Here is a 24,940-nt window from a genome sequence, read left to right on the forward strand (position 1 = left end):
CGATTCCGGAGCCGCCTCAGTGGCGCTCCCCTCGAAAGAGATGCGCATTCTACAGACCTGCCCGGAGGTGTCAACGGGTGTTTCAAACTTTTTTAAAAAAGAGCGTTTTTCACCGCCGCACATCCCACAAGAATCAGACGCGCCGACTCCACGTTAGTTCCGCCTACAGCTCCACCTTCACCGCCGACGCTGCCGACCGTGCCTTGGCCCTGGCTTCCTCAATGGACTCTCCTCTTGCCAGCGCAACCCCCATGCGCCGCCGCCCTGTCAGCTCCGGCTTCCCAAACAGACGCAACTGGGTATCGGGCTCCAACAGTGCCTGCTCCACGTCAGCAAACTGCACGTCATCCGAGTCACCCTCTGGCAAGATCACGGCCGAGGCGGACGGACCGTTCTGACGAATCAGGGGAATGGGCAAACCCAGAATGGCGCGCGCGTGCAGCGCGAATTCCGACAACTCCTGGGATACCAGGGTTACCAACCCGGTGTCATGGGGCCGGGGCGACACTTCCGAGAACCAGACCTCGTCACCTTTGACGAACAGCTCCACCCCATAGAGGCCAAAGCCACCCAGGTTCTCAACCACAGAGCGGGCAATCACCATGGAGCGCTCCAACGACAGATCGGACATGGGCTGCGGCTGCCAGGATTCCCGATAATCGCCATCTTCCTGTCGGTGCCCGATGGGATCACAGAAGGACACACCGTCCCGGTGCTTGACCGTCAACAAGGTGATCTCGTAATCGAAGTCGACGAATCCCTCGACGATGACCCGCCCCTTACCCGCACGTCCACCGGACTGGGCATAGTCCCAAGCCGCTTCGACGTCCGCTTTGGAACGAACCGTACTCTGACCTTTACCCGAGGAACTCATTACCGGCTTAACCACCAGGGGCAGGCCCACTTCCTCAATCGCCGTCAGATACTCGTCTCGGGAACCGGCGAACCGGTATGGGGACGTCGGCAGACCCAGCTCTTCCGCCGCCAACCGGCGAATGCCCTCCCGATTCATGGTCAGGTTGACCGCCCGCGCCGTCGGTATCACCCGGTAGCCCTCGCCTTCCAACGCGACCAGTTCCGGCGTTGCGATGGCTTCGATTTCCGGCACGATCAGGTCCGGCCGTTCCTGCTCAATCACCTGACGCAACTGTCCGGCATCAAGCATGTCGATGACATGACTGCGATGGGCGACCTGCATGGCGGGTGCGTTGGCATAGCGGTCCACGGCGATGACTTCGACTCCGAAACGCTGGAGCTCGATCACCACTTCCTTACCCAACTCGCCGGAGCCGCAGAACAGGACCTTGAACGCTCCGGCCTTGAGTGGGGTGCCAATTCGAACTGAGTTGCTGCCTTCTGCCATATCTGTACCCATAGAAAGAAAGGATGAAAAGCCTGCGCTCGAGGTAACTAGAGGGCGACTTTCTGTTCGCGAATCGCAACGTTGCGCAGCACTTCCCTACGCTCCTCGTTGGTCATCCGGGTCCAGCGGAGGATTTCGTCGCTGGTCCGCTGACAACCAATACACACATCCTGTTCGTCCAATGCACAAACCTGCACACAGGGCGATCGGACCTTGTCGGCGACACTCATTTGGACGGCTCACTGGGCTTGAGTTTGCTCAGGTAACGCGCGCCATTCTGTACATAGTGCTGGGCACTCATTTCCAGCATCTTCTTCTGATTCTCGTTCAGCTCGCGCTTAATCTTGCCGGGCGAGCCCACCACCATGGAGCCGTCCGGTACTTCCATGCCTTCCGGAATCAGGGTGTTCGCACCAATCAGGCAGTGCTTGCCGATCTTCGCTCCATTCAACACCACAGCATTGATACCGATCAGGGAGTAGTCGCCGACCTCGCAGCCGTGCAACATCACCTTGTGGCCCACGGTCACGCCACGCCCCAGGGTCAGCGGAATTCCGGGATCGGTGTGCAGGACCGAGCCGTCCTGAACATTGGTTTCCGGGCCAATGGTAATCAGGTCGTTGTCGCCACGAATGACCACGTTGAACCAGACGCTCGACTGCTCCATCAAGCGGACACTGCCAATTACTGTGGCATTCTCGGCAACAAACTGGCCGTCACCAACCAGCTCCGGCGTTCGATCTTCCAGCGCGTAAAACATGTCAGCCTCCTTGGGGCGGTTCCAGCAAATCAATCCCGGCATCGTACACAGCGTTCATGAAATCGACCAGAACCACGGCGGACAAGCCCCAGATCTGATAACGCTCCCAACGATAGCAAGGCACATAGAAGGTGTGATTGAGGAAATTCAGGGCGTCGGTGCGCTCCCGCCGGTCCTCCAGCAAAAACGACAGCGGCACCCGGAACACGCTCTCAATTTCATGAGGGTTGGGCTCGAGGGGATGGTCGACCGGGATCACGCCAACAAACGGTGTGACCAGAATGCCGTAACGGGACATGACCTGACTGAGCGGCGCAATCACCTCGACCTGATCCGGCGGCAGACCGATTTCCTCGTGGGTTTCCCGCAAGGCGGTCGCGGCCAGGGAGGGATCGCCCGGGTCCCGCTTGCCACCGGGATACGCCACCTGGCCCCGATGGGTGTTCAGATTGGACGATCTCAGCGTAAACACCATTTCCGGGTTACTATGGTCATCGGTGATGGGGACCAGGATACCCGCCTCCGGGTAATCCAGTGCCAGCTGCTTCGGTGCGTATCCGGCCAGACGTTCGGCGAGTAAGTCACGCAAATTGCGGCTCCAGAAAACATCATCAGGTTGGATGAGACACAGGCAGCCACGATCGTTACACTGACTACCAAACCAATTTCCAGTATACGGGGAAACACATGAAGTACTGCAGCACTTGCGGCCACCCGGTAGAGCAACGCATCCCCGAAGGCGATAACCGTCACCGCTACGTGTGCGTGAGCTGCGAGACCATACATTACCAGAACCCGCGCATCGTCGCTGGCACGGTGCCAATCTGGGAGGGCAAGGTGCTGCTCTGCCGACGAGCGATCGAACCGCGCTACGGCTTCTGGACGCTGCCGGCCGGCTTCATGGAGAACGCCGAAACCACCATTGAGGCGGCCGCCCGGGAGACCCGGGAAGAGGCCCTGGCCGAGGTCCACATCGACGGACTCTATTCCATCATCGACGTGCCCCACATCAACCAGGTGCACATGTTCTACCGCGCCACGCTCAAAGATGGTCGCTTCGGTGCCGGTGAGGAATCCCTGGAAAGCCAGTTGTTCGAGCTGTCCGACATACCCTGGGACGAGCTGTCATTCCCCACGGTCCGAAAAACCCTCGAGTTGTTCCTGGAGGACTACCGGCGGGAAACCTTCGGCGTGCACGTCCAGGACATTCGCCGGCCCATGTCGGCCACCAGCCGCTGACCCCCACCCGGCTTACAAGGCTTCGATTCGCATCACCTCATAGGCAGGCTCCTCGTAGGGATGGGCCTGCTTCAGCGCCTTGAGCGCATCGTGGATGAGCTCATCCGCGCACACCAGCTCCACTTTGTACTCGTCCACCGTTTCCAGCGCGCCGGTTTGCCCCAGAAAGGGATCACTGCCCTCGAGCGGTCGAAATTGCCCCTGCCCCAGACACTGCCAGGCACAACTGTCGTAATCACCGATGCGCCCGGCCCCGGCGGCAAAGAGCGCCGACTTGGTTTGCTCCAGATGACTTTCCGGTACGAAATAACAGAGTTTGTACATGGCGAACTCCCGGTTTTCGGTGAATAACTGGGTATTTTTTGAACAGATTAAGGCCTTATAGACTTACCCACAGATTCTGTGGATAACTCTGGGGAAAGTTTTTGGGAACAGGCCCCAACACCCCGTAAATACTACACTCCACTCAAATTGGCGACAAAATGGCCCGCTCATTTTTTTATATATTTTTCAGAAACTTAGCATCTACGCCTAAAAATTGAACCTATTTCTCATTCTTTGCCCAGAGAACAGGCGACAGGGCACCAGGAATGTGCATAAAAATACTGAGTCAAGGATTTTTTTGCCATATTGGCGCGAAATGGCCCTTGAAAACGAGTCCAAAACAGGGCAAGCGCTCACAAAAAAGGCCGGCCTGGGAAGGTGCCATCAGGCGATCCCCTCCCAGGCCGGCCTTTTTTCGCGCCGAGCGCTTTAGCCGAACCAGCGCCGTGCGTTCCTGAACATGCGAATCCAGGGACCGTCTTCCTGCCACTCCTGGGGACGCCAGGAGTGCTGGACCGCCCGGAAGACCCGCTCAGGATGCGGCATCATGATGGTGACCCGACCATCGCGGGTGGTCACGCCAGTAATGCCCGCTTGGGATCCGTTCGGGTTGAACGGGTACCGCTCGGTCGCCTGACCGCGATTGTCAACGTAACGCAGCGCCACCAGTTCCTGCTCGGAGAGCGAAGCCGCGCTGTTTGCGCCCGCGAACTCCACCCGGCCCTCACCGTGTGCCACCGCGATGGGCATACGCGAACCGGCCATGCCCTCGAAGAAGGCAGACGGGGACGGCATGACTTCTGCCATCACCAGGCGCGCCTCGAACTGCTCGGACTGGTTGCGGACAAATCGGGGCCAACCTTCGCTGCCCGGAATCAGCTCATGCAGATTCGACAGCATCTGGCAGCCATTACACACCCCGAGCGCCAGAGTGTCCGGGCGATTAAAGAAGCCGGCAAACTGGTCACGGACCCGATCACTGAACAGGATCGACTTGGCCCAGCCCTCACCGGCGCCCAGTACGTCGCCGAAGGAGAACCCACCACAGGCCACCAGGCTGTTGAAACCGTCCAGGGTGATGCGACCGGACAGCAGATCGCTCATGTGCACATCGACGGACTCGAAGCCGGCACGGTCGAAGGCCGCCGCCATCTCGACCTGACCATTGACGCCCTGCTCGCGCAGAACCGCCACCTTCGGCCGGGCGCCGGTGCCGATGTAAGGCGCGGCAATGTCCTCGTTGAGATCGTAGGACAGCTCGGCGCTCAGACCCGGGTCGTCGGCGTCCAGCAGGTTATCGAATTCTTCCTGGGCGCAATCGGCGTTGTCGCGCAGGGACTGGATGCGGTAACTGGTTTCCGACCACAGGCGCTGGAGCGATACCCGGCTTTCCTCGACCACGGTGTTGCCATCGAAAGTCAGGCGAACCTGGTCGTCGTCGTTCAGGGTGCCGATGACGCTGGTGTGGTCGCCAAGCCCGGCGGCCGAGAACTGCTGCAGGACAAAATCGGTGTCGTCGCGACGAACCTGGATCACCGCACCCAGCTCTTCATTGAACAGTTCACGGGCAAACTGGGAAGCGTCTTCCGCCAGCCCATCCAGCTTGATGTCGACGCCGCTGCGGCCGGCAAAGCTCATCTCGGCCAGGGTCACGAACAGACCGCCGTCGGAGCGGTCATGGTACGCCAGCAGTTTGCCGTCGGCGTTCAGGCCCTGGATCACCGCGAAGAACGCCTTGATGTCCTCGGGATCGTCCAGATCCGGCGCCACCGCGCCGACATGGCGGTATACCTGCGCCAGGGCCGAACCACCCAACCGGTTCTGGCCCGCGGCCAGATCGACCAGGATCAGGTCGGTCTCACCGGCATCCGTCGCCAGCTGGGGCGTCAGGGTACGTGCCACGTCGGTGACCGGTGCAAAACCGGAGATCACCAGGGACAGGGGTGCGGTGACGCTCTTCTGCTCGCCGTTGTCCTCTTCCCACATGGTCTTCATGGACATGGAGTCCTTGCCCACCGGGATGGTAATGCCCAGCTCGGGGCACAGCTCCATACCCACCGCGCGTACGGTTTCGTACAGGTTCTCGTCCTCGCCCGGATGACCGGCCGCGGCCATCCAGTTGGCGGACAGGCGGATGTCGGAGAGCTTGCCGATGGCCGCCGCCGCCAGGTTGGTGATCACCTCGCCGACCGCCATACGGCCGGAGGCCGGGGCGTCGATCACGGCAACCGGGGTGCGCTCGCCCATGGCCATGGCCTCACCGGTGCGCACATCGAAGGAACTGGCGGTTACCGCCACATCACTGACCGGCACCTGCCAGGGACCAACCATCTGGTCCCGCGCCACCAGACCGGTGATGGTCCGATCACCGATGGTGATCAGGAAACTCTTGGAACCCACCGACGGCAACCGCAGCACCCGCCGGATGGCGTCATGCAGGTCGATGCGAGTGGAATCGAAAATCGGCTTGGTAAAGGACGACCGGGTCACGCTGCGGTGCATGCGCGGCGGCTTGCCGAACAGCACTTCCATGGGCAGGTCGACCGGCTTGTCGTCGAAGTAGGAGTCGCCCAACTCCAGGTGATGGGTTTCCGTGGCCTCACCGATCACCGCGTACGGGCAGCGTTCCCGGCGACACAGGGCATCGAACTGATCGAGGTTCTCCGGCGCCACCGCCATGACGTAGCGTTCCTGGGACTCGTTGCACCAGATTTCCAGCGGGGACATGCCGGGCTCATCGCTGGGGATGTCACGCAGCTCGAACTTGCCGCCGCGTCCGCCGTCCTTGACCAGCTCCGGCATGGCGTTGGACAGGCCGCCGGCACCTACGTCGTGAATAAAGCAGATCGGGTTGTCGTCGCCCATCTGCCAGCAGCGGTCGATGACTTCCTGGCAGCGACGCTCCATTTCCGGGTTGTCGCGCTGGACCGAGGCAAAGTCCAGGTTCTCGTTACTGGAGCCCGAGTCCATGGACGAGGCCGCACCACCGCCGAGTCCGATCAGCATGGACGGTCCGCCCAGTACGATCAGCTTGGCGCCAACCGGGATATTGCCCTTCTCGACGTGCTCCTCGCGGATGTTGCCAAGACCACCGGCAATCATGATCGGCTTGTGGTAGCCCCGGACTTCCTCGCCGGCCGCGCCCGGCACCTTCTCTTCGAAGGTCCGGAAATAACCGGCCAGGTTCGGGCGCCCGAATTCGTTGTTGAAGGCAGCACCACCGATCGGCCCTTCGATCATGATGTCCAGCGCCGACGCGATGCGTTCGGGCTTGCCATAACCGATTTCCCAGGGCTGGGGATCGCCCGGCAGGTTCAGGTTGGAGACCGTAAAGCCGGTGAGACCGGCCTTGGGCTTGGACCCACGGCCGGTGGCACCCTCGTCGCGGATCTCTCCGCCGGAGCCGGTGGCCGAACCGGCGGCCGGGGCAATGGCGGTCGGATGGTTGTGGGTCTCCACCTTCATCAGGATGTGGATGTCTTCCTCGTTGTACCCGTAGACACCGGTCTTCGGATCCGGGAAGAATCGACCACCGCGACTGCCGCGAATCACCGAGGCGTTGTCCTTGTACGCCGACAGTACGCCTTCGCTGTTCATCTCGAAGGTGTTGCGGATCATCGCAAACAGGGACTTTTCCTGGCCTTCGCCGTCGATGTCCCAGGACGCGTTGAAAATCTTGTGACGACAGTGCTCCGAGTTGGCCTGGGCAAACATCATCAGCTCGACGTCGGTGGGGTCACGCTGGAGATCGGTAAAGGATTTGGTCAGGTAGTCGATCTCGTCTTCGGCCAGAGCCAGGCCCAAGCGGGCGTTGGCTTCAACCAGCGCGGACCGGCCGCCCGCCAGGACCGGGACCCGTCCCAGAGGCCGGGGCTCTTCGTGGCTGAACAGCAGCTCGGCGCCCCCCATTTCATGGAACACCTTTTGGGTCATGCGGTCGTGCAACAGCGCGGCAATTTTCTCGCGCTGAGACAGTCCCAATTTCCGGCTGGCGCGAATGTAGAATGCGGTGCCCCGCTCGATGCGGTGGATCTGGCGCAAACCGCAGTTACGGGCAATTTCCGTAGCCTTGCTGGACCAGGGCGACAGGGTTCCCGGGCGCGGGACCACCAGGAACAGGACACCGTCCGGCTCCTCCACCGGCACGATTGGGCCGTAGGTGAGCAGCCGGTCGAGGATGGCCTGCTCCGAGTCGGAAAGGCTGCCCTCCAGATCGACAAAGTGCATGAACTCTGCGTACACGTGCTCAACTTCAGGCACAATGTCCTGAATGCGTGCGTGCAGTTTGCTGGAGCGGAAGGGCGAAAGCGCCGGAGCGCCGCGAAGTTCAAGCATGATATCAACCTGTATCGCGCGAATCGGGGAAATCTGGGTGCAATTTGAAAGGCGCACATGATACGCGAAAGCGAGCCCGGGGGACAGCGCAGACCGGTCGAATTCCGGTAGGTACAATTGACATTGTTTTGCACATTAATTGACCAGCTTTGTTGACCGGGTCAACGCCAACGACGATCATAATAAGAGTGGCAGTGGAAGCCATCACCATGTGACAACGGATGCGTCCAATCCTCACTCACTGACGTATCCCGACGATCCAGCGGTAACGGAGTCCAGGGAATTGTCAATTTTTCAATTGGTTACTAAATCGGCGCCGATACGCCTGGCGCTGCTGGCGAGCGCGGCCCTGACGCTGGTTGGCTGTTCCCGGCCGAGCACCCTGCAGGAGATTCTCGACGAGAACGTCCTGCACGTGATCACCCGGGAAGCCCCCTCCATTTATTACGAGGGTCGGGATGGCGCGACTGGCTACGACTATGAGCTGGCCAAGCGTTTTGCCGACGAGCTGGGTGTGGAGCTGCGGGTTCGGGTCGCCGAGGACAACACCGAGATCCTGTCGGTGCTGTCCCGGGACTATGCCCACATCGGTCTGGCCGGCCTCTCGGAACAGCCGGGCATCGCCGGACAGTACAAGGTGCTGCCCACCGGCATCGCCGCCCAGTCCGTGGTGGTCTACCACCGGGACCAGCCCCGCCCCGAATCCCTGACCGACCTGACCGGACAAACCCTGCACCTGGTGGCGGAGAGCAACCACGAGCATCTGATCGACCAGGAAGGAAGCGACTTCGTGCGGCAGACGCATCCGGGCCTGGACGCCGCCGGGGTCCTGGCGCGCGTGGAGAGTGGTGAATTTGCCTACGCGGTGGTGTCGTCCAACGAACTGGAGCTGAACCACGTGTTCTATCCCCACGTGAAGCAGGCGTTTTCCCTGGGCGAACCGGAAGAGCTGGCCTGGCTGTTCCCCTCGGAACAGGACGACACCCTGGTCAGCGCGGCCCGGCAGTTCCTGGAAAAACTCGAGGCGGATGGCACCCTGGCGCAACTGGCCGAACGGTTCTACGGCCACCTCGACCGACTGAACTACGTTGGCGCTCGCACCTTCATGCACCATGTCGAGAACCGGCTGCCGAAGTACCAGTCGCTGTTCCAGACTTATGCGTCTGACTTCGGCATGGATTGGCGCCTGCTCGCCGCCATCGGGTACCAGGAATCCCATTGGCGCCCGAACGCGGTGTCGCCCACCGGGGTTCGGGGTCTGATGATGCTGACCCGGACCACCGCCAACTACATCGGCATCAACAATCGCCTGGACGCCGAAGAGAGCATCCAGGGCGGTGCCAAGTACTTCCGGATGGTGCACGAAAAGATTCCGGAGCGGATTCCCGAGCCCGACCGGACCTGGTTTGCCCTGGCCTCCTACAACGTCGGGTACGGCCACCTGGAGGACGCCCGTCGTCTCACCGAAGGCGCCGGCAAGAACCCGGACCGGTGGATGGATGTGAAGGAATTCCTGCCGCTGCTGGCCCAGAAAGAGTGGTACACCAAAACCCGGTTCGGCTTTGCCCGGGGCCACGAGCCGGTGCTCTACGTCCAGAACATACGCCGCTACTACGACGTGCTCGCCCGCCTGAATGAGCCTGCCGAGCCGCAACCGGGACCGTCCGACAATCTGGCGAGCCTGGCCCCGTCAGCCCAGCCCGAAGCCGCCGATTCGGAGTCGGCACCGCAACCGGATCTGAGGGCGAGCCTGCCGCCCGAGCTGGGCTTGATTCCGCCAACCCTCTGAAGCCGATTACCGGCCCGAATCACTCCTGCTCCGAGCGGGCCTCCAGCGCCCGCTCCACCTGGCCGGCGGCGTACCCCCGACGGGTCAGAAAGCGCGCCTGGCGCGCCTTTTCATCCCAGTCGTCACTGAGGTCGGTCAGGCCGTACCGCTTGGCTCGCAGCGAGATGGCCTGCTGGCACCAGTCTTCCTCACCCATCTCCGACAGGCACTCGGGGCTGCGGTGGACGCCACGCTGCTGCAACTCGGCCAGAATGCGCACCGGCCCGTAACCGAGATCCATGCGCTGCCGGGCGTAGACGTCGGCAAAGCGCGCGTCGTCGAGCCAGCCTTCCTGCTCGTACTCGTCGAGTACCGCCTCGATTATCGCCGGCTCAATGCGGCGCTGACGCAATTTCAACGACAACTCCAGCCGGCTGTGCTCGCGCCGTGCCAGGAGCCTGAGTGCCGTGGACCGCGCCTTGTACTCCTGATCGTCCGGATTTTCCTGTTTTGCCATTCCGCCCCTTCCCGCTTGCGCGCTCAAAACGCTAGACTAGCCCCCGAAATTCATTCTTGCCGGCACACGTCCGGCAACGAGTACCCGGCGCTGCTGCGACGCTGTGCGGCGCGCCGATGACCGGAGGGCGGTCACTTTGCCCGACTCCGCTGACTGGTTTCAATCCCAAAAGGATACCTTCATGCCTGCATTCATCCAGAAACTGTTCAAGCCCCGCAAAGCAACGGAAACGGCTCGCAAGCAACAGACCGCGGCTCCGTCTCCGGACGTCCCCGAGGACGATACCCGCGACACCCTCCGGGAATCACAGCGGGCAACTCTGGATGGCGCTCCCGAGCAGGCACAACTGGCCGAGCTGGCCACCGCAGGGGTGACCGCGGACATTCGCCTGCAGGCGGCGCGCGGACTGACCGACGCCGACTATCTGCACCGGGTGCAGAAAGCGGCCAAAGGCCGAGACAAAACCGTGTACCAGACCGTTCGGCAGGCCCTGCAGAGTCTGCGCGAGGAACAGGCCCGATTCGAATCCCTGTCCAACACCATCGCCACCCTGATCACCAACGCCAATGACCAGGCCCGCAGCGAGGATACCAAACTCTTCGAAGCGCGCTTGAACGCACTGACCCAACAGTGGTCCCGGGTCGAGGCCCATGCCACGGCCGAACAGGCCCAGCAATTCCTGGAAGCCGTCCATCACTGCAACGAGCGCCTGAAGGCCATCCAGTCAGCCCAGGAAGAGGAAGCCCGGCACCAGGAACAGGCGGTGCAGCGTCAGGAAACCCTGGCCCTGCTGGCTACCACGCTCGACGACCTGAAAGCCGAAGTCCCAGAGTCCCTGCCCTCGCTGGCATCGCTCGACGCCCTGCAAAAGACCCAGGAAAACCGGTGGCTGGAAGCCACCCGTGACACCAGCGTCGATAAATCACAGCAGAAAACCTACGAAGCCTCCATGCAGGCGCTGCGCACCTACATTGCGGCCATTCGTCGGGCCAGCCAGGCCAAGGACGCCATCGCGGCGCTGACCGACGGCGCCGGTGAAGCCGCTGACGACGATTCCGACGACCAGCGCCAACAGGCCCGCGACCTGCTGGCTGACATCGACTGGCCGAACGATTTTCCAATGCCAACCCTGCTGGAGCCGGTGCGCCGGCTCGCCGGCAAACGCCAACCGGCGCCACCGGTCAGCACCGAGAACCGGGAACAGCAGCAAGTCATGGCGGCGCAGCTGAAGGAGTCCCTGAGCCAGCTTGAGACCGCCCTGGAAGCGAAACAGCTGAAAGAGTCCCGACAATTCCTGAAAACCGCCCAGCAGCAGCTGAAGTCGCTCGACCAGCGTTATGGCAAGCCGTTCCAGGCCCGCCTGCAACTGCTGGCTGGCCAGACCCGCGAGTTGAGCGACTGGCTCGGCTTTGCCACCGAACCCAAGCAGATCGCGCTGTGCGAACAGATGGAATACCTGGCCGAGCAACCCATGGAACCGGAAGCCAAGGCCGAGCGCATCAAAGACCTGCAGAACGAGTGGCGGGACCTGGGCGGCTCTTCCGACCGGACCCTGTGGAGCCGCTTCAAGGCGGCCTCGGACAAGGCCTACGAACCCTGCAAGGATTACTTCGCAGCCAAGTCCGGGCTGAAGCAGGCCAACCTGGCCAAGCGCGAAGCCATCTGTCGGGATCTGCAAGCTTTCCTCGACCAGGCCGACTGGGCCAGCATTGACTGGAAGGCGGCCGAGAAAATACACCAGACCGCCCGGCAGGAATGGAAGGCCGCCTGGCCGGTAGAATTCCGGGAAAATCGAACCGTGCAAAAGCGGTTCGATGAGCTGCTCAAGCGGCTGGAAGCGCCCCTGGACCAGGAGCGTCAGAAAAACGAAAGCCAGAAGCAGGCCATCGTCGAGCGCGCCAACGAACTGATCAACCACGAGCCCCTGCAGGAGGCCATGAACGAAGCCAAGCGCCTGCAGGCCGACTGGAAAGCCATTGGCATTACCCGCCACCGAGAGGATCGCAAACTCTGGCAGGCCTTCCGCAAGGCCTGTGACCAGATCTTTGCCCGCCGGGATGCCCAGCGCAATGAACAGCAGCAGGCCACCCAGGCGGCCGATTCGGCGGCCAAGGCGCTGCTGGAAGCCGTGCAGATCCTGGACAGCAGCAGTGATGCCACAGCCCTCTCGGACGCCCTTGACCGGCTGGGTAGCCAGCAGGCTCCGGCCCTGTCCCCGGCGATTCGGGAGCGCATCCAGGGTGAGAAGCAGCGCCTGAAAAAAGCCCAGGCCAACCAGCGCCTGGCGGCCAGTGTCGGCTACTGGCAATCCCTGGTCACCGCCCGGGTCAACGGCGGTGCCGACGCGTCCGAGATCCCCCAGCACTGGCCGGAACTGGCGGCGGACCAGAGAGAGGTCGACCACGGCGACCTGGTGATTCGCGCCGAGATCCTCGGAGGCATCGCCTCGCCGGAGGCGGATCAGAAACGCCGCATGGAAATCCAGGTCCAGCGCCTGGCCGAAGGCATGGGCTCATCGGAGCAGACTGGCGATCAGAGCCGGGAGCTGGAGAAACTGGTGGCAAGCTGGTGTCTGGGTCGGTCCGGACAGTCACCGGATGCGGCTCTGGCCAGGCGTCTGAATGACGCCCTGGCGGCGCTGACTGCCGACTGAATGGGCAGCGGCCTAGTGCCGCTGATGCTGGTTGACGAAATCCCTGGCGGCTCTCACCTCCGCCAGGGATTTTTCTTTCATGGCCTTCAGTTCCTCATCGGCCAGATAAAACATCATGTCGATAGAATGCCGGTAGTACCTCGCCGGCAAACGATTGAGCGCGACACACATGACGTCGGTCAGGTAATCGGCGGTGTCCTCTTCCTGCCGGGTCGCGTCGATCGCATCCAACACCAGCCGTTCGTAAAAGTTGTCGATGGCATCTCTGAGGGACATAGTGCCCTGCCTCCCGGGTTCGCTCGCCGCTTGTGTTAACCATAGAAGCCGGCAGCGCCCTTGTCATGCTGCTGAGCAATTTCGCCAATTCGATTGGCAGCCGCCGTCATTACCCTGACGGTCCCGCACCCGCTATGGTTATCCCATTGGATCCGCCTACCGAACCAACAACGATCAGAGGACACCCGATGACCACCGAAGCCTATATCTTCGACGCAGTGCGCACCCCCCGCGGCCGCGGCAAAAAGGACGGCTCGCTGCACAGCGTCAAACCCATCACCCTGCTGACCACCGTGCTCGATGCTCTGCAGCAGAGAAACAACCTGGACACCGCCCAGGTGGACGACATCGTCATGGGGTGCGTGACGGCGGTTGGCGACCAGGGCGCCGACATCGCCAAGACCGCGGCCCTGGCGGCGGACTGGGACGAGAAAGTGGCCGGTGTCACCCTGAACCGGTTCTGTGCGTCGGGCCTGGAAGCGGTCAACCTCGCCGCCATGAAGGTCCGCTCCGGGTGGGAAGACCTGGTGGTGGCCGGCGGCGTGGAAGCCATGTCCCGGGTACCCATGGGCTCCGACGGCGGCGCCTGGGCCGCAGACCCGGCCACCAACCTGCACACCGGCTTCATGCCCCAGGGCATCGGTGCCGACCTGATCGCCACCCTCGAGGGCTTCAGCCGGGAGGACGTCGACGGCTTTGCCGTCAAATCCCAGCAGAAAGCCGCCAATGCCTGGCAGCAGGGCTATTTCACCAAGTCCATCGTGCCGGTCACCGACCAGAACGGGGTGGTGATCCTGGACCGGGACGAGCACGTGCGCGGCAACACCACCCTGGAATCCCTGTCCGGCCTCAAGCCCTCGTTCCAGATGATGGGCGACATGGGGTTTGACGGTGTGGCCCGGGAAAAATACCACTACGTGGAGAAGATCAATCACGTCCACCACGCCGGCAACTCCTCCGGCATCGTCGACGGCGCCACCGCCCTGCTGATCGGCAGTGAGGCCAAGGGCCAGGCTCTGGGCCTCAAGCCCCGGGCGCGCATCGTTGCCACGGCCGTGACCAGCACCGACCCCACCATCATGTTGACCGGCCCGGCCCCAGCGGCGCGCAAGGCGCTGGAAAAAGCCGGCATGAGCGTGGACCAGATCGACCTGTTTGAGGTCAACGAGGCCTTTGCCTCGGTGGTCATGCGGTTCCAGAAGGAACTGTCAGTCCCCGATGAAAAAGTGAACGTCAACGGCGGCGCCATTGCCATGGGCCACCCCCTCGGCGCCACCGGCGCCATGATCCTGGGCACCCTGTTGGACGAACTGGAGCGCCGGGAATTGCGCTTTGGCCTGGCCACCCTGTGCGTGGGTGGCGGCATGGGTATAGCCACCATCATTGAACGCGTCTGAGCCCAACACTTTTTCTGACAGGAGAACCAATCATGAGCGCAATCCGATACGACCTGGGTTCAGACCAGACCCTAACCCTCACCATCGACATGCCGGGCCAGTCCGCCAACACCATGGACGCCGCCTTCCGGGACGCCCTGGGCGAAACCGTGGCCCGGGTCAAAGCTGACCTGGCGGACCTTCGCGGCATCATCATTACCTCGGCCAAGAAAACCTTCTTCGCCGGCGGCGACCTCAACGAGTTGCACAAGGTGACCCGGGAGGATGCCGAAGCCTTTGAAACCATGGTCAACGGCCTCAAAGCCGACATGCGTTTCCTGGAGACCAGCGGCAAACCGGTGGTGGCCGCCATCAATGGCAGCGCTCTGGGTGGCGGCCTGGAGATCGCCCTGGCCTGCCACCATCGGGTGGTGCTGAATTCCGACGCCATTCAGCTCGGCCTGCCCGAGGTCACCCTTGGCCTGTTGCCGGGCGGCGGCGGCACCCAGCGCCTGCCCCGGATGATTGGCCTGGAGGCGGCGTTCCCGTTCCTGATGGAAGGCAAGAAAGTGGCCCCCGCCGCCGCCCTGAAAGCCGGCCTGGTGGACGAACTGGCCGACGACACCGACGACATGCTCGCCAAGGCCCGGGCCTTCATCGACGCCAACCCGCAGTGCCAGCAACCCTGGGACAAGAAAGGCTTCAAACTGCCCGGGGGTGCCCCGCACCATCCCGCCATGGCGCAGAAACTGGCCATTGCCCCGGCCATGCTCAAGCAGAAAACCCGAGGCTGCTACCCGGCGCCGGAACGCATCCTGTCGGCCGCCGTGGAAGGCGCGCAGGTGGACTTTGACAGCGGCAGCCTGATTGAGACCCGGTACTTCGCCGAGCTGGTCATCGGCCAAGTGGCCAAGAACATGACCGGCACCTTCTGGTTCCAGCTCAACGCCATCAAGGCCGGCGGCAGCCGACCCAGCGGCGTGGAGCGCGCCCGCTTCGCCAAGGTGGGTGTCCTGGGCGCCGGCATGATGGGCGCGGGCATCGCCTATTCCACGGCAGTCAAAGGCATCGACGTAGTGCTCAAGGACGTGTCCGTGGACAACGCCGAGAAAGGCAAGGCGTACTCGGACAAGCTGCTGGCCAAGAAAGTCAGCCGTGGCCGACTGACCGAAGCCCAGAAGGCCGAGATACTCGACCGGATCAAGACCACCGACAGCGCCGACGATCTGGCCGGCTGTGATCTGGTGATCGAAGCGGTGTTCGAGGACAGCGGCCTGAAGGCCAAGGTCACCCAGGAAGCGGAACCCCAACTGGCGGCCAACGGCATCTTTGCCTCCAACACCTCCACCATCCCGATCACCCAGTTGGCGGAGGCCTCGGCCAAGCCCGACAACTTCATCGGACTGCACTTCTTCTCGCCGGTCGACAAGATGCAGCTGGTGGAAATCATCGTCGGCGCCCAGACCTCGGACGACACCCTGGCCCGCGCCTTCGACTACGTCCAGCAGATCGGCAAGATTCCGATCGTGGTGAACGACAGCCGCGGCTTCTTTACCTCCCGGGTGTTTGGCACCTTCGTCAACGAGGGTGTCGCCATGCTCGCCGAAGGTATCGCACCGGCCAGCATCGAGAACGCCGGGGTCCTGTCGGGCATGCCGGTCGGCCCGCTGGCCATCTCCGACGAGGTCAGCCTGACCCTGATGCAGCACATCCGGGCCCAGAGCAAGAAAGACACCGAAGCCGCCGGCGGCACCTGGGTACCGCACCCGGCGGAGGCCATCATCGACCAGATGGTGGACCAGCAAGGCCGCAAGGGTAAGGCCGCGGGGGCCGGTTTCTATGAGTACCCGGACAATGGCAAGAAGTACCTTTGGCCCGAGCTGGATCGCCTGTTTGTCGACGCCGACAAGGCCCGCTCCATCGCCCTGCAGGAGCTGAAGGACCGCATCCTGTTCGTTCAGGCCATCGAGACCGTGCGCTGTCTGGAAGAGGGAGTGTTGCGCACCGTGGAAGACGCCAACATTGGCAGCATCTTCGGTATCGGCTTCGCGCCCTGGACTGGTGGCGCCATCCAGTTCATCAACCAGTACGGCGTCCGCGCCTTCACCGAGCGGGCCAAAGAGCTGGCCGCAGCCTATGGCGAACGCTTCACTCCGCCCAAGCTGTTGCTGGAGAAAGCCGAAACCAATTCCGTCTTTGCCTGACCACGCCGCCGGAGGGGAATCTCCCCTCCGGCTGTCCCGCCTCCCGCACCGATTTCTCCGCCCCGTCATCTGCCAATTTCATGGACAGATTGTCACGTACCGATACCGTCTGCCTATGGCAACGCTGATAGCGCTTGCCTACAATAAATTTATTCGCCAACGGGTAGCAGGCTTCAGCGTGGCTGGTCCTGCGCCCAGCACCGTCAGGTAAGCTTTTATGACCATCGCGGAAAGAATCGTCGCCCGTCACCTCCCCCAACAAGGTTTTAAAACCGGGCTTTGCAAGGCCATGACCATGGCCCTGCTGGTAGCCACCCCATTCGGCCTGCAGGCCAAGGTGGACGATTCCCTCACCTACGAGCCGGTCGCGCCCACCATCGACCAGGCCCGCGCCAACATCCTGATCGCCCGCCAGCTGCAATTTACCCATTTCCGGGAGCTGGGCATCAGCGATGAGCTGTCCGGTGACGTCTTCGATGCCTACCTTGAGTACCTGGACGGCCAGAAAATCTACCTGACCCAGCAGGATCTGAACCAGTTCCAGCGGGTTCGCATGCAGCTGGGCGCCGCCCTGAAAACCGGCCAGCTCCAGCCCGGTTTCGATATCTACAACCTGACCCAGCAACGCATCATCGAACGCCTGAAGTTTGCCCTGGGCCTGATTGACCAGGGCATCGACCAGCTCGACTTCAGTACCAAGGAAAGCATGTTGCTGGACCGGTCCGATGCCAACTGGGAGCCCAACCAGAAGGCCCTGGACGCGCTCTGGATCAAGCGGGTTAAGAACGCGGTCTTGGCCCAGCGCCTGAACGGCACCGACGATGACACCATCACCGAGAACCTGCGCCGGCGCTTTGAGGGGCAGTTGAAGCGGGCATACCAGGCGCGCAGTGAGGACGCATTCCAGGCGTACATGAACGCCTTCACCGGCATGTGGGACCCCCACACCTCCTATTTTTCGCCGCGCACGTCGGAGAACTTCAACATCAACATGAGCCTGTCCCTGGAAGGCATAGGTGCGGTGCTCCAGTCCGACAACGAGTACACCAAGGTGGTGCGCCTGGTGCCCGGTGGGCCGGCGTCCAAGCAGGGCCAGCTGCAACCCGCTGACCGTATCGTGTCGGTCGCCCAGGGCGACGAAAAGCCGGTCAACGTCATCGGCTGGCGCCTGGACGAGGTGGTCGACCTGATCCGTGGCCCGCGCAACTCCGTGGTCACCCTGGAAGTGATTCCCGCCAACGCCAGTGACGAAACCATCACCAAAGCCATCGCCATCAAGCGGGACGAGGTCAAGCTGGAAGAGCAGAGCGCCAGCAAGGACGTGATTGAGCTGCAGCGCGGCGACACCGACTACACCGTGGGTGTGATCACCATCCCCACCTTCTACGCCGACTTCCAGGCCATGCAGGCCGGCGACCCGAACTACAAGAGCACCACCCGGGACGTGCGCAACCTGATCAAGGAACTCGAAGCCGACGGCGTCGATGGCCTGGTGGTGGACCTGCGCAACAACGGCGGTGGCGCCCTGCACGAGGCCAACGACCTGGTCGGTCTGTTCATCGACAAGGGGCCGACGGTCCAGATCCGCAACGCCAACAACGACGTCCAGGTGCTGAAGGACGAAGACCCGTCGGTGGCCTACGACGGCCCGCTGGTGGTGCTGACCAACCGGATGAGCGCGTCTGCGTCGGAAATTTTTGCCGGCGCCATCCAGGACTACGGCCGCGGTCTGGTAGTCGGGTCCCAGACCTTCGGCAAAGGCACCGTGCAGGCGGTCCGACCGCTCAACCACGGCCAGCTCAAGATCACCCAATCGAAGTTTTACCGGGTCTCCGGTGGCTCGACCCAGCACAAGGGGGTGATCCCGGACATCGAGATCCCGTCGCGCATCGACAAGAGCCGCATCGGTGAGGACGCCCTGGACCACGCCCTGCCCTGGGACCAGATCGAAGCGGTTCCGCACAATCGTTACTTCGATTTCAGCGGCATCATCGACGAGCTGCGCCAGCGCCACGAGGAGCGGTTCTCCACCAGCCCCGAGTTCAGTCTGCTGCAGCAGGAAATCGACTTCCTGCAGGCCCAGCGTGAAATGGATTCGGTCAGCCTCAACTTCGAAGCGCGGAAAACCCAGCACGAGCAGATCGAGCGTACCCGCCTGAGCATCGCCAACGCCCGTCGGGAACTGCGAGGCGAGGAACCCTTCGCGACCCTGGAAGACCTGGAGGACTGGCAGGACCAGCAGGCGGCGGATCTGAACACCACCGATGACGAGCTGGATTTCGTGATTCGCGAGGGCGGCCACATCATGGCCGACATGCTCGAACTGGATCGGCGCATGGTGTCCATCGTGGCGCCCAAGCAGTACACCGCCAAAGCCTCAGCCCAGTAATCGGGGCGCAACCAAGGTATGACGGAGCGCAAGACCAGGGACAAGAAATCGCGAGCCTCGGCCCGGGCAGTGCAGGACACCCTGTTGGACGCCCTGCACGCGATGCGCTCCATTGAGGAAATCAAGGCCATCGAAGGGCTGGACAAGACCGCCGCAGGCGGGAAAGGCCCGGACGGCGTTATCGACCGGCTGGCCAGCCTGACCGGCTCGGCCCTGCGCTTCGGGGTGCGGGCCACCGACACCTCCATGCGGGTCGGCCGGGCCCTGATCAATTCCCAGGATCAATTGCGGGCCATGCTCACGGCCGGGCAATCCCTGAAGGATATTCGCGAAGTGGCCGGGCTCACCCTGTCGGAAATGAGTGAGGCGCTCGACCTTCGTGACAAGTCGGTGCTCGAGGCCATCGAAAACGGAACCGCCACCCTCTCGTTCGAGCTGATCCTGCGGCTGGCAGCGCTGATTGCCCGCAACGACCCCATTCCATTCATTCTGCGCACCACCCGCAACTACAATCCGGAGGTCTGGCAGGTACTGAACGACTGGGGCGTTGGCCGTCTGCCGCTGCAGTTCGAACGGGAGCGGGAATTCATCAACATCTTTCGCCGCCACGACGACGCCCGCAACCTGTCGGACGAGGGCTTCCGCAAGGTGCTGGACTTCACCCGCCAGAGCTTCGAGATGTCCCTGCATTTCGTCGAGGAACAGGAAAAGCAGGTGGCGGAGCTCAAGGCATCCTACGAAGCCGGGCCCGAGGCCGAACCGGACCCGGACACCTCAGCCGAATAACGCCTTCATGGCCTCCGGCCCGGGGTTTCTGACCACCCCTTTCTCGGTGACGATGGCGTCGATCAGGCTGGCCGGCGTGACATCGAAGACCGGATTGAACACATCCACGCCCGCTGGCGCCAGGGCAACCCCCCGCACCTCTCGGACCTCGGTGGCCTCCCGCTCCTCGATGGGAATGTCCCGACCGGACGGCAGTTGCATATCGACGGTGCTGGACGGCGCCACCACCATGAAACCAACCCGGTGATGCCGGGCCAACACCGCCAGGCTGTAGGTGCCGATCTTGTTGGCGACATCGCCATTGGCGGTAATGCGGTCGGCCCCTACCACCACCCAGCGCACGTCACCCTGGGCCAGGATCGCCGCGGCAGCGCCGTCGGCGTTCAGGGTCACGGGAATACCTTCCCGGCTCAATTCCCAGGCGGTCAACCGGCTACCCTGCAACCAGGGCCGGGTTTCATCCGCGTACACCTTGCTCAGCAGCGCTTTCTCGTGCAACCGGCGAATCACCCCCAGGGCCGTGCCATAGCCGCCGGTGGCCAGGGCCCCGGTGTTGCAATGGGTCAGCACGGACAACGGCTGCTCGGGTTGCATGACGCCAACGGCGTGCTCCGCCATGGCCAGGTTGGCGGCCATGTCTTCCTCGTGAATCGCCACCGCTTCCTCGGCCAGCCGATGCCGCGCCTGCTCAGCCGTGGCGCAACCCTCGACCACCTGTTCCATGCGCTGCAGGGCCCAGAACAGGTTCACCGCGGTTGGGCGGGACGCGGCCAGCACCTTGAGCGCTTGCCGGATGTGGTCCCGCCACTGCTCGCCCCGGGCCTGGCGGGCGGCCAATGCCATGCCATAGGCGGCACTGATACCGATGGCCGGCGCGCCGCGCACCACCATGTCCCGGATCGACCGGGCCACGCCGTCGGCATCGTCCAGTGCGATCCACTGCTCCTCAAGCGGCAACAGGCGCTGGTCCAGCAGCTCAAGGCTGTGTCCGTGCCATCTCAATGCGACGGTGCCAACGGCCCGGGCTGGGCCGGACACGGGTGAATCTGCCATATAGGTGCTCCGGTTCTGAAACGCTGAAAAGCGCCAGTATAACGTTTATACTTCCGGCCTACATTTTCCCAGCGCCCCTTGTGCGCCCGGCTTTGAAGGCAGGCCCATGACCGCAGACACGATCACCGCAGCCGATATCCGCATCAATGCCCGTTGGCTGATCCCCGTCGAACCGGAAGCCGTTGTCCTGGAGCACCAGGCCGTGATTATCCAGGGCGACCGGATTGCCGCGGTGGTCTCCCAGGCGGAAGCCGACCGCAGGTTCCGGACCCGGGAAACCATCGACCTGGCGCACCACGCGGTCCTGCCCGGTCTGATCAATGTTCATGGCCACGCTGCCATGTCGCTGTTCCGGGGCCTGGCCGACGACCTGCCGTTGATGACCTGGCTCAACGACCACATCTGGCCCGCCGAGGGCGCCTTTGTCGATGAGGCCTTCATCGCCGATGGCACCCAGCTGGCGATGGCGGAAATGCTGCGCACCGGCACCACCACCTTCTCCGATATGTATTTCTTCCCGGAGATTGCCGCCCAGGCCGCCCACGACGTGGGCATGCGCGCGCAGATCTCGTTCCCGCTGCTGGACTTCCCGACCGCCTGGGGCTCCGGCCCGGAGGAATACCTGAGCAAGGGCGCGGCCTTTATCGAGCAGTGGCAGGACAACACCTACATTACCCCGGCCATCGGCCCGCACGCGCCCTACACCGTGTCCGACGGACCGCTGACGCAGGCCGTTGAGCTGTCGGCGGCGACCGGCGCGCCGATCCAGATTCACCTGCACGAAACCGAATTCGAGGTCGTGGACGCCACCGGCAAAAACGGGCAGCGCCCGGTGGCGCGCATGGCAGGGCTGGGGCTGCTGGGGCCGAACACCCAGTGCGTGCACATGACCCAGGTCGATGACGAGGACCTGCGCGCCGTGGCCGACAGCGGCGCTCACGTCATCCACTGCCCGGAGTCCAACCTGAAACTGGCCAGCGGCCTGTGCCCGGTCCAGCGCCTCGCAGACGCCGGCGTGAACGTCGCCATTGGCACCGACGGCGCCGCCAGCAACAACGATCTGGACCTGTTCGGGGAACTGCGCACCGCCGCCATGATCGCCAAGGTGGTGGCCGGGGATGCCTCGGCACTGTCGGCGCACCAGGCCCTGGCCATGGCCACACTCAATGGCGCCAAGGCCCTCGGCCGGGACCATGAGCTGGGTTCCCTGGTCGCCGGCAAACTCGCCGACATCATCGCCGTGGATCTCAGCGACCCCTTCCTGCAACCGGTCTACGACCCTGCGTCCCACCTGGTGTACAGCAACCACGGGCGAGCGGTAAGCCATAGCTGGATCAACGGCGTACCTCAGCTACAGGACGGCAAGCTGACCCGCATTGACGTCGCTGACCTGATGCTGCGGGTGGACAGCTGGAAGCAACGTATCCGCAAGCAACAGGCCCAATAACCGAATTCCGACAGATGCAGCAGGCAACGACGACCATGAGCAACCAGAACGTAGACCGGAACGAGATTGCGAAATTTGAGGCCCTGGCAAGCCGCTGGTGGGACCCGACCAGCGAATTTCGGCCCTTGCACGACATCAACCCGCTGCGGCTGAATTACATCGATGAGCGGGTGGCCCTGGCCGGCAAGCGGGTGCTGGATGTCGGCTGCGGCGGCGGTCTGCTGTCCGAGGGCATGGCCCAGCGCGGCGCCCACGTGACCGGCATCGACATGGGCGAGGCGCCGCTGTCGGTGGCCAAGCTGCACGGCCTGGAGAGTGGCATTACCGTGGATTACCGGCAGACCACGGTCGAGGAGCTGGCCCAGGACCCGGACCACGCCGGCCAGTACGATGTGGTCACCTGCCTGGAGATGCTCGAGCATGTGCCAGACCCGGCCTCGGTGATCCGGGCCTGCTCCACCATGCTCAAGCCGGGCGGCCACCTGTTCGTGTCCACCATCAACCGAAACCCGAAGTCGTTCCTGTTCGCCATTGTCGGCGCCGAGTACGTGCTGAACCTGTTGCCCCGGGGCACCCACGAGTGGAAAAAGTTCATCCGCCCGTCCGAGATGTCCGACCACCTCCGGCACGCCGGCCTGGACGTACTGGAGCTGACCGGCATGACCTACAACCCGGTCACCAAAATCTACAAGCTCGGTCGCGACGTCGACGTCAATTACCTGATGCACGCCCGGGATACCCGTGAAGACTGACACCAAGCCCGATTCCGTCCTTTTCGACCTGGACGGCACACTGATCGACACGGCGCCGGATTTTATCCGGTGCCTGAACCAGCTGCGCCAGCTCCACGGCCTGACGCCCCTGCCGGCCGAACAGATCCGGCGGTCGGTGTCCAACGGCGCCCGCGCCATGATCCGGGTGGGGTTCGGCCTCGAGCCGGAGCACCCGGACTACCTGGCCAAGCACACCGAGTTTCTCGATCTGTACGAGGCCGGCGTGGCCGTGGAAACCACCCTGTTCGCCGACATGGAGCCGCTGCTGCAGGCCCTGGAGGCGCGCCGGATTCCCTGGGGAATTGTCACCAACAAGCCGGTGCGCTTTGCCGCCCCGCTGATCGACGCCCTGGGCCTGGCCGAACGCTGTGCCACCGTGGTCTGCCCGGATCACGTGGCCCAGCGCAAACCCCATCCGGAAGCCCTGTTCCTGGCGTGCCAGCACATCGGTGCCGACCCGGCCAAGAGCATCTACGTGGGCGACCACGAGCGCGATATTGAAGCCGGTCGCAATGCCGGCATGCGCACCATCGCCGTTCGCTACGGGTACATCGAAGAGCCGGCATCGGTCGACAGCTGGCAGGCCGACCTCATTGCCGACACGGTCAGCGACCTGGCAAAACTGTTACAATAGCGGCCATTCGGAACGCGATTCCCTTCCCGGCAACCTCCTGACACGGAGACTGGTTATGCAAGATTACCAAGCCCCCGCCAATCTGCTGCAAGACCGCATCATCATGGTGACCGGCGCTGGCAGCGGTATCGGACGGGCTGCCGCCCTGGCGTATGCCGCCCACGGCGCCACTGTGATCCTGGTCGGGCGCACCGTTTCCAAGCTGGAATCGGTGTACGACGACATCGAAGCCGCCGGCTACCCGAAACCGGCCATCGTGCCAATGAATTTCGAGGGCGCCGCGGTCAAGGATTACGAAGAACTGGCCATGACGCTGGAAGACAACTTCGAGCGCCTGGACGGCATTCTGCACAACGCCGCCATTCTCGGCGACCGCAGCCCGGTGGAGCTGTACGACCCCGAAGTGTGGAACAAGGTCATGCACGTGAACGCCACCGCGCCGTTCCTGTTGAGCCGGGCCATGATCCCGCTGCTGCGCAAGTCCGCCGACGCCTCGGTGATCTTTACCTCCTCGGGCGTCGGCCGCAAGGCCAAGGCCTACTGGGGCGCCTACGCGGTGTCCAAATTCGCCATTGAGGGCCTGAGCCAGCTGATGGCGGACGAGCTCGACGACGAGCGCCACAACGTGCGGGTGAACAGTCTGAACCCGGGCGCCACCCGTACCAACATGAGAGCGCACGCCTACCCGGCGGAGAATCCGCAGCAGAATCCGGCGCCGGACGAGCTGATGCCGATCTACCTGTACCTGATGGGCAAAGACAGCCACGGTGTGAACGGTCAGCAGTTCGACGCGCAGCCGAAATAATGGAGCTGCTGTTCTACACCACCACCCAGTGCCACCTGTGCGAGCTGGCCGAAGCCCTGCTGGTGAACACCCCCATGCCGGCGCCGATACCGGTGGACGTGGTGGACATCGCCCAGTCCGAGGCGCTGGTGGAACGCTACGGAACGCGCATCCCGGTGCTGCGTCGCAACGACACCGGGGCGGAACTGGACTGGCCGTTTACCAGGGATCAGTTACTCACGTTTCTTCAATGAGGATT

At 63.2% G+C, this 24,940-nt stretch carries 21 protein-coding genes; 12 read left to right on the plus strand and 9 right to left on the minus strand.

Annotation, left to right across the window (positions count from 1 at the left end; all coding sequences use genetic code 11):
- Positions 1-163 precede the first annotated feature (163 nt).
- From purT to U5822_RS00020, 4 genes are read right to left on the minus strand one after another with little or no spacing between them, the layout of a single operon-like run.
- The gene (purT, locus tag U5822_RS00005) at positions 164-1,363 is read right to left on the minus strand and encodes a formate-dependent phosphoribosylglycinamide formyltransferase (RefSeq protein WP_322853577.1); all 1,200 of its coding nucleotides are present in this window, start codon (positions 1,361-1,363) and stop codon (positions 164-166) included.
- A 47-nt stretch (positions 1,364-1,410) separates the two neighbouring features.
- Entirely contained in the window at positions 1,411-1,545 is a 135-nt protein-coding gene (locus U5822_RS00010; RefSeq protein WP_375171164.1) for a DUF1289 domain-containing protein, read from the minus strand.
- A gap of 44 nt (positions 1,546-1,589) precedes the next feature.
- A complete protein-coding gene (locus tag U5822_RS00015; protein ID WP_322853579.1) occupies positions 1,590-2,123 on the minus strand; it encodes a gamma carbonic anhydrase family protein in 534 nt (177 codons plus the stop codon).
- 1 nt (position 2,124) lies between these two features.
- On the minus strand, positions 2,125-2,712 hold the full coding sequence (locus tag U5822_RS00020) for an NUDIX hydrolase (RefSeq protein ID WP_322853580.1): 588 nt from the start codon (positions 2,710-2,712) through the stop codon (positions 2,125-2,127).
- Positions 2,713-2,810: 98 nt separating this feature from the next.
- Here U5822_RS00020 and U5822_RS00025 point away from each other — a divergent pair, with 98 nt between their 5' ends.
- Positions 2,811-3,362, plus strand: a complete 552-nt coding sequence (locus U5822_RS00025) for an NUDIX hydrolase (protein ID WP_322853581.1) — start codon at positions 2,811-2,813, stop codon at positions 3,360-3,362.
- 12 nt (positions 3,363-3,374) lie between these two features.
- Here U5822_RS00025 and U5822_RS00030 read toward each other — a convergent pair whose 3' ends face one another.
- Together U5822_RS00030 and purL are read right to left on the minus strand one after the other, a co-directional pair.
- Complete coding sequence (locus tag U5822_RS00030; protein ID WP_322853582.1) at positions 3,375-3,686, minus strand: YqfO family protein; 312 nt, start codon at positions 3,684-3,686, stop codon at positions 3,375-3,377.
- Between the two features lie 429 nt (positions 3,687-4,115).
- On the minus strand, positions 4,116-8,021 hold the full coding sequence (purL, locus tag U5822_RS00035; RefSeq protein WP_322853583.1) for a phosphoribosylformylglycinamidine synthase: 3,906 nt from the start codon (positions 8,019-8,021) through the stop codon (positions 4,116-4,118).
- Positions 8,022-8,310: 289 nt separating this feature from the next.
- Here purL and mltF point away from each other — a divergent pair, with 289 nt between their 5' ends.
- Positions 8,311-9,810 carry a membrane-bound lytic murein transglycosylase MltF gene (gene mltF / locus U5822_RS00040; RefSeq protein WP_425258685.1) on the plus strand — a complete coding sequence of 500 codons (1,500 nt, stop codon included), beginning with the start codon at positions 8,311-8,313 and terminating at the stop codon, positions 9,808-9,810.
- Between the two features lie 19 nt (positions 9,811-9,829).
- Here mltF and U5822_RS00045 read toward each other — a convergent pair whose 3' ends face one another.
- On the minus strand, positions 9,830-10,306 hold the full coding sequence (locus U5822_RS00045) for a regulatory protein RecX (protein ID WP_322853584.1): 477 nt from the start codon (positions 10,304-10,306) through the stop codon (positions 9,830-9,832).
- A gap of 181 nt (positions 10,307-10,487) precedes the next feature.
- Here U5822_RS00045 and U5822_RS00050 point away from each other — a divergent pair, with 181 nt between their 5' ends.
- Positions 10,488-12,959 (plus strand): DUF349 domain-containing protein, encoded by a 2,472-nt coding sequence (locus tag U5822_RS00050; protein WP_322853585.1) that lies wholly within the window; start codon positions 10,488-10,490, stop codon positions 12,957-12,959.
- A 12-nt stretch (positions 12,960-12,971) separates the two neighbouring features.
- On the opposite strand, the gene U5822_RS00055 is transcribed toward U5822_RS00050, so the two are convergent.
- Positions 12,972-13,235, minus strand: a complete 264-nt coding sequence (locus U5822_RS00055; protein WP_322853586.1) for a late competence development ComFB family protein — start codon at positions 13,233-13,235, stop codon at positions 12,972-12,974.
- Positions 13,236-13,423: 188 nt separating this feature from the next.
- On the opposite strand from U5822_RS00055, the gene U5822_RS00060 reads away from it, so the two are divergent.
- From U5822_RS00060 to U5822_RS00075, 4 genes are all read left to right on the plus strand, one after another.
- Positions 13,424-14,632, plus strand: coding sequence for an acetyl-CoA C-acetyltransferase (locus U5822_RS00060; protein ID WP_322853587.1), 1,209 nt, complete (start codon positions 13,424-13,426; stop codon positions 14,630-14,632).
- 32 nt (positions 14,633-14,664) lie between these two features.
- A complete protein-coding gene (locus U5822_RS00065) occupies positions 14,665-16,815 on the plus strand; it encodes a 3-hydroxyacyl-CoA dehydrogenase NAD-binding domain-containing protein (RefSeq protein ID WP_322853588.1) in 2,151 nt (716 codons plus the stop codon).
- A 217-nt stretch (positions 16,816-17,032) separates the two neighbouring features.
- Complete coding sequence (locus tag U5822_RS00070) at positions 17,033-19,204, plus strand: carboxy terminal-processing peptidase (protein WP_322853589.1); 2,172 nt, start codon at positions 17,033-17,035, stop codon at positions 19,202-19,204.
- An 18-nt stretch (positions 19,205-19,222) separates the two neighbouring features.
- Positions 19,223-19,990: a helix-turn-helix domain-containing protein gene (locus U5822_RS00075; RefSeq protein WP_322853590.1), complete on the plus strand. Its 768-nt coding sequence runs from the start codon at positions 19,223-19,225 to the stop codon at positions 19,988-19,990.
- On the opposite strand, the gene mtnA is transcribed toward U5822_RS00075, so the two are convergent.
- Positions 19,979-21,043, minus strand: a complete 1,065-nt coding sequence (mtnA, locus tag U5822_RS00080; RefSeq protein ID WP_322853591.1) for an S-methyl-5-thioribose-1-phosphate isomerase — start codon at positions 21,041-21,043, stop codon at positions 19,979-19,981. The two genes, U5822_RS00075 and mtnA, sit on opposite strands and share 12 nt — an antisense overlap.
- A gap of 106 nt (positions 21,044-21,149) precedes the next feature.
- Here mtnA and U5822_RS00085 point away from each other — a divergent pair, with 106 nt between their 5' ends.
- The 5 genes from U5822_RS00085 to U5822_RS00105 are packed head-to-tail and all read left to right on the plus strand — an operon-like array spanning position 21,150 to position 24,935.
- A complete protein-coding gene (locus U5822_RS00085; protein WP_322853592.1) occupies positions 21,150-22,490 on the plus strand; it encodes a TRZ/ATZ family hydrolase in 1,341 nt (446 codons plus the stop codon).
- Positions 22,491-22,525: 35 nt separating this feature from the next.
- Positions 22,526-23,242, plus strand: coding sequence for a bifunctional 2-polyprenyl-6-hydroxyphenol methylase/3-demethylubiquinol 3-O-methyltransferase UbiG (ubiG, locus tag U5822_RS00090; protein ID WP_322853593.1), 717 nt, complete (start codon positions 22,526-22,528; stop codon positions 23,240-23,242).
- A complete protein-coding gene (locus tag U5822_RS00095; protein ID WP_322853594.1) occupies positions 23,232-23,897 on the plus strand; it encodes an HAD family hydrolase in 666 nt (221 codons plus the stop codon). Before ubiG ends, U5822_RS00095 begins: the two co-directional genes overlap by 11 nt.
- Positions 23,898-23,952: 55 nt before the next feature.
- Positions 23,953-24,702, plus strand: coding sequence for a YciK family oxidoreductase (locus tag U5822_RS00100; protein WP_322853595.1), 750 nt, complete (start codon positions 23,953-23,955; stop codon positions 24,700-24,702).
- Positions 24,702-24,935: a glutaredoxin family protein gene (locus U5822_RS00105; RefSeq protein WP_322853596.1), complete on the plus strand. Its 234-nt coding sequence runs from the start codon at positions 24,702-24,704 to the stop codon at positions 24,933-24,935. Before U5822_RS00100 ends, U5822_RS00105 begins: the two co-directional genes overlap by 1 nt.
- The last annotated feature ends 5 nt before the right edge of the window (positions 24,936-24,940 follow it).

It is taken from the genome of Marinobacter qingdaonensis (assembly GCF_034555935.1).
In the GTDB taxonomy this organism is placed as follows: Bacteria; Pseudomonadota; Gammaproteobacteria; order Pseudomonadales; family Oleiphilaceae; genus Marinobacter; species Marinobacter qingdaonensis.

Coding starts and splice junctions, on each gene's coding strand:
- purT (WP_322853577.1), bottom strand. CDS start 1,363: ATGGCAGAAGGCAGCAACTCAGTTCGAATTGGCACCCCACTCAAGGCC.
- U5822_RS00015 (WP_322853579.1), bottom strand. CDS start 2,123: ATGTTTTACGCGCTGGAAGATCGAACGCCGGAGCTGGTTGGTGACGGC.
- U5822_RS00025 (WP_322853581.1), top strand. CDS start 2,811: ATGAAGTACTGCAGCACTTGCGGCCACCCGGTAGAGCAACGCATCCCC.
- U5822_RS00030 (WP_322853582.1), bottom strand. CDS start 3,686: ATGTACAAACTCTGTTATTTCGTACCGGAAAGTCATCTGGAGCAAACC.
- purL (WP_322853583.1), bottom strand. CDS start 8,021: ATGCTTGAACTTCGCGGCGCTCCGGCGCTTTCGCCCTTCCGCTCCAGC.
- U5822_RS00045 (WP_322853584.1), bottom strand. CDS start 10,306: ATGGCAAAACAGGAAAATCCGGACGATCAGGAGTACAAGGCGCGGTCC.
- U5822_RS00050 (WP_322853585.1), top strand. CDS start 10,488: ATGCCTGCATTCATCCAGAAACTGTTCAAGCCCCGCAAAGCAACGGAA.
- U5822_RS00055 (WP_322853586.1), bottom strand. CDS start 13,235: ATGTCCCTCAGAGATGCCATCGACAACTTTTACGAACGGCTGGTGTTG.
- U5822_RS00060 (WP_322853587.1), top strand. CDS start 13,424: ATGACCACCGAAGCCTATATCTTCGACGCAGTGCGCACCCCCCGCGGC.
- U5822_RS00065 (WP_322853588.1), top strand. CDS start 14,665: ATGAGCGCAATCCGATACGACCTGGGTTCAGACCAGACCCTAACCCTC.
- U5822_RS00070 (WP_322853589.1), top strand. CDS start 17,033: ATGACCATCGCGGAAAGAATCGTCGCCCGTCACCTCCCCCAACAAGGT.
- U5822_RS00075 (WP_322853590.1), top strand. CDS start 19,223: ATGACGGAGCGCAAGACCAGGGACAAGAAATCGCGAGCCTCGGCCCGG.
- mtnA (WP_322853591.1), bottom strand. CDS start 21,043: ATGGCAGATTCACCCGTGTCCGGCCCAGCCCGGGCCGTTGGCACCGTC.
- U5822_RS00085 (WP_322853592.1), top strand. CDS start 21,150: ATGACCGCAGACACGATCACCGCAGCCGATATCCGCATCAATGCCCGT.
- ubiG (WP_322853593.1), top strand. CDS start 22,526: ATGAGCAACCAGAACGTAGACCGGAACGAGATTGCGAAATTTGAGGCC.
- U5822_RS00100 (WP_322853595.1), top strand. CDS start 23,953: ATGCAAGATTACCAAGCCCCCGCCAATCTGCTGCAAGACCGCATCATC.
- U5822_RS00105 (WP_322853596.1), top strand. CDS start 24,702: ATGGAGCTGCTGTTCTACACCACCACCCAGTGCCACCTGTGCGAGCTG.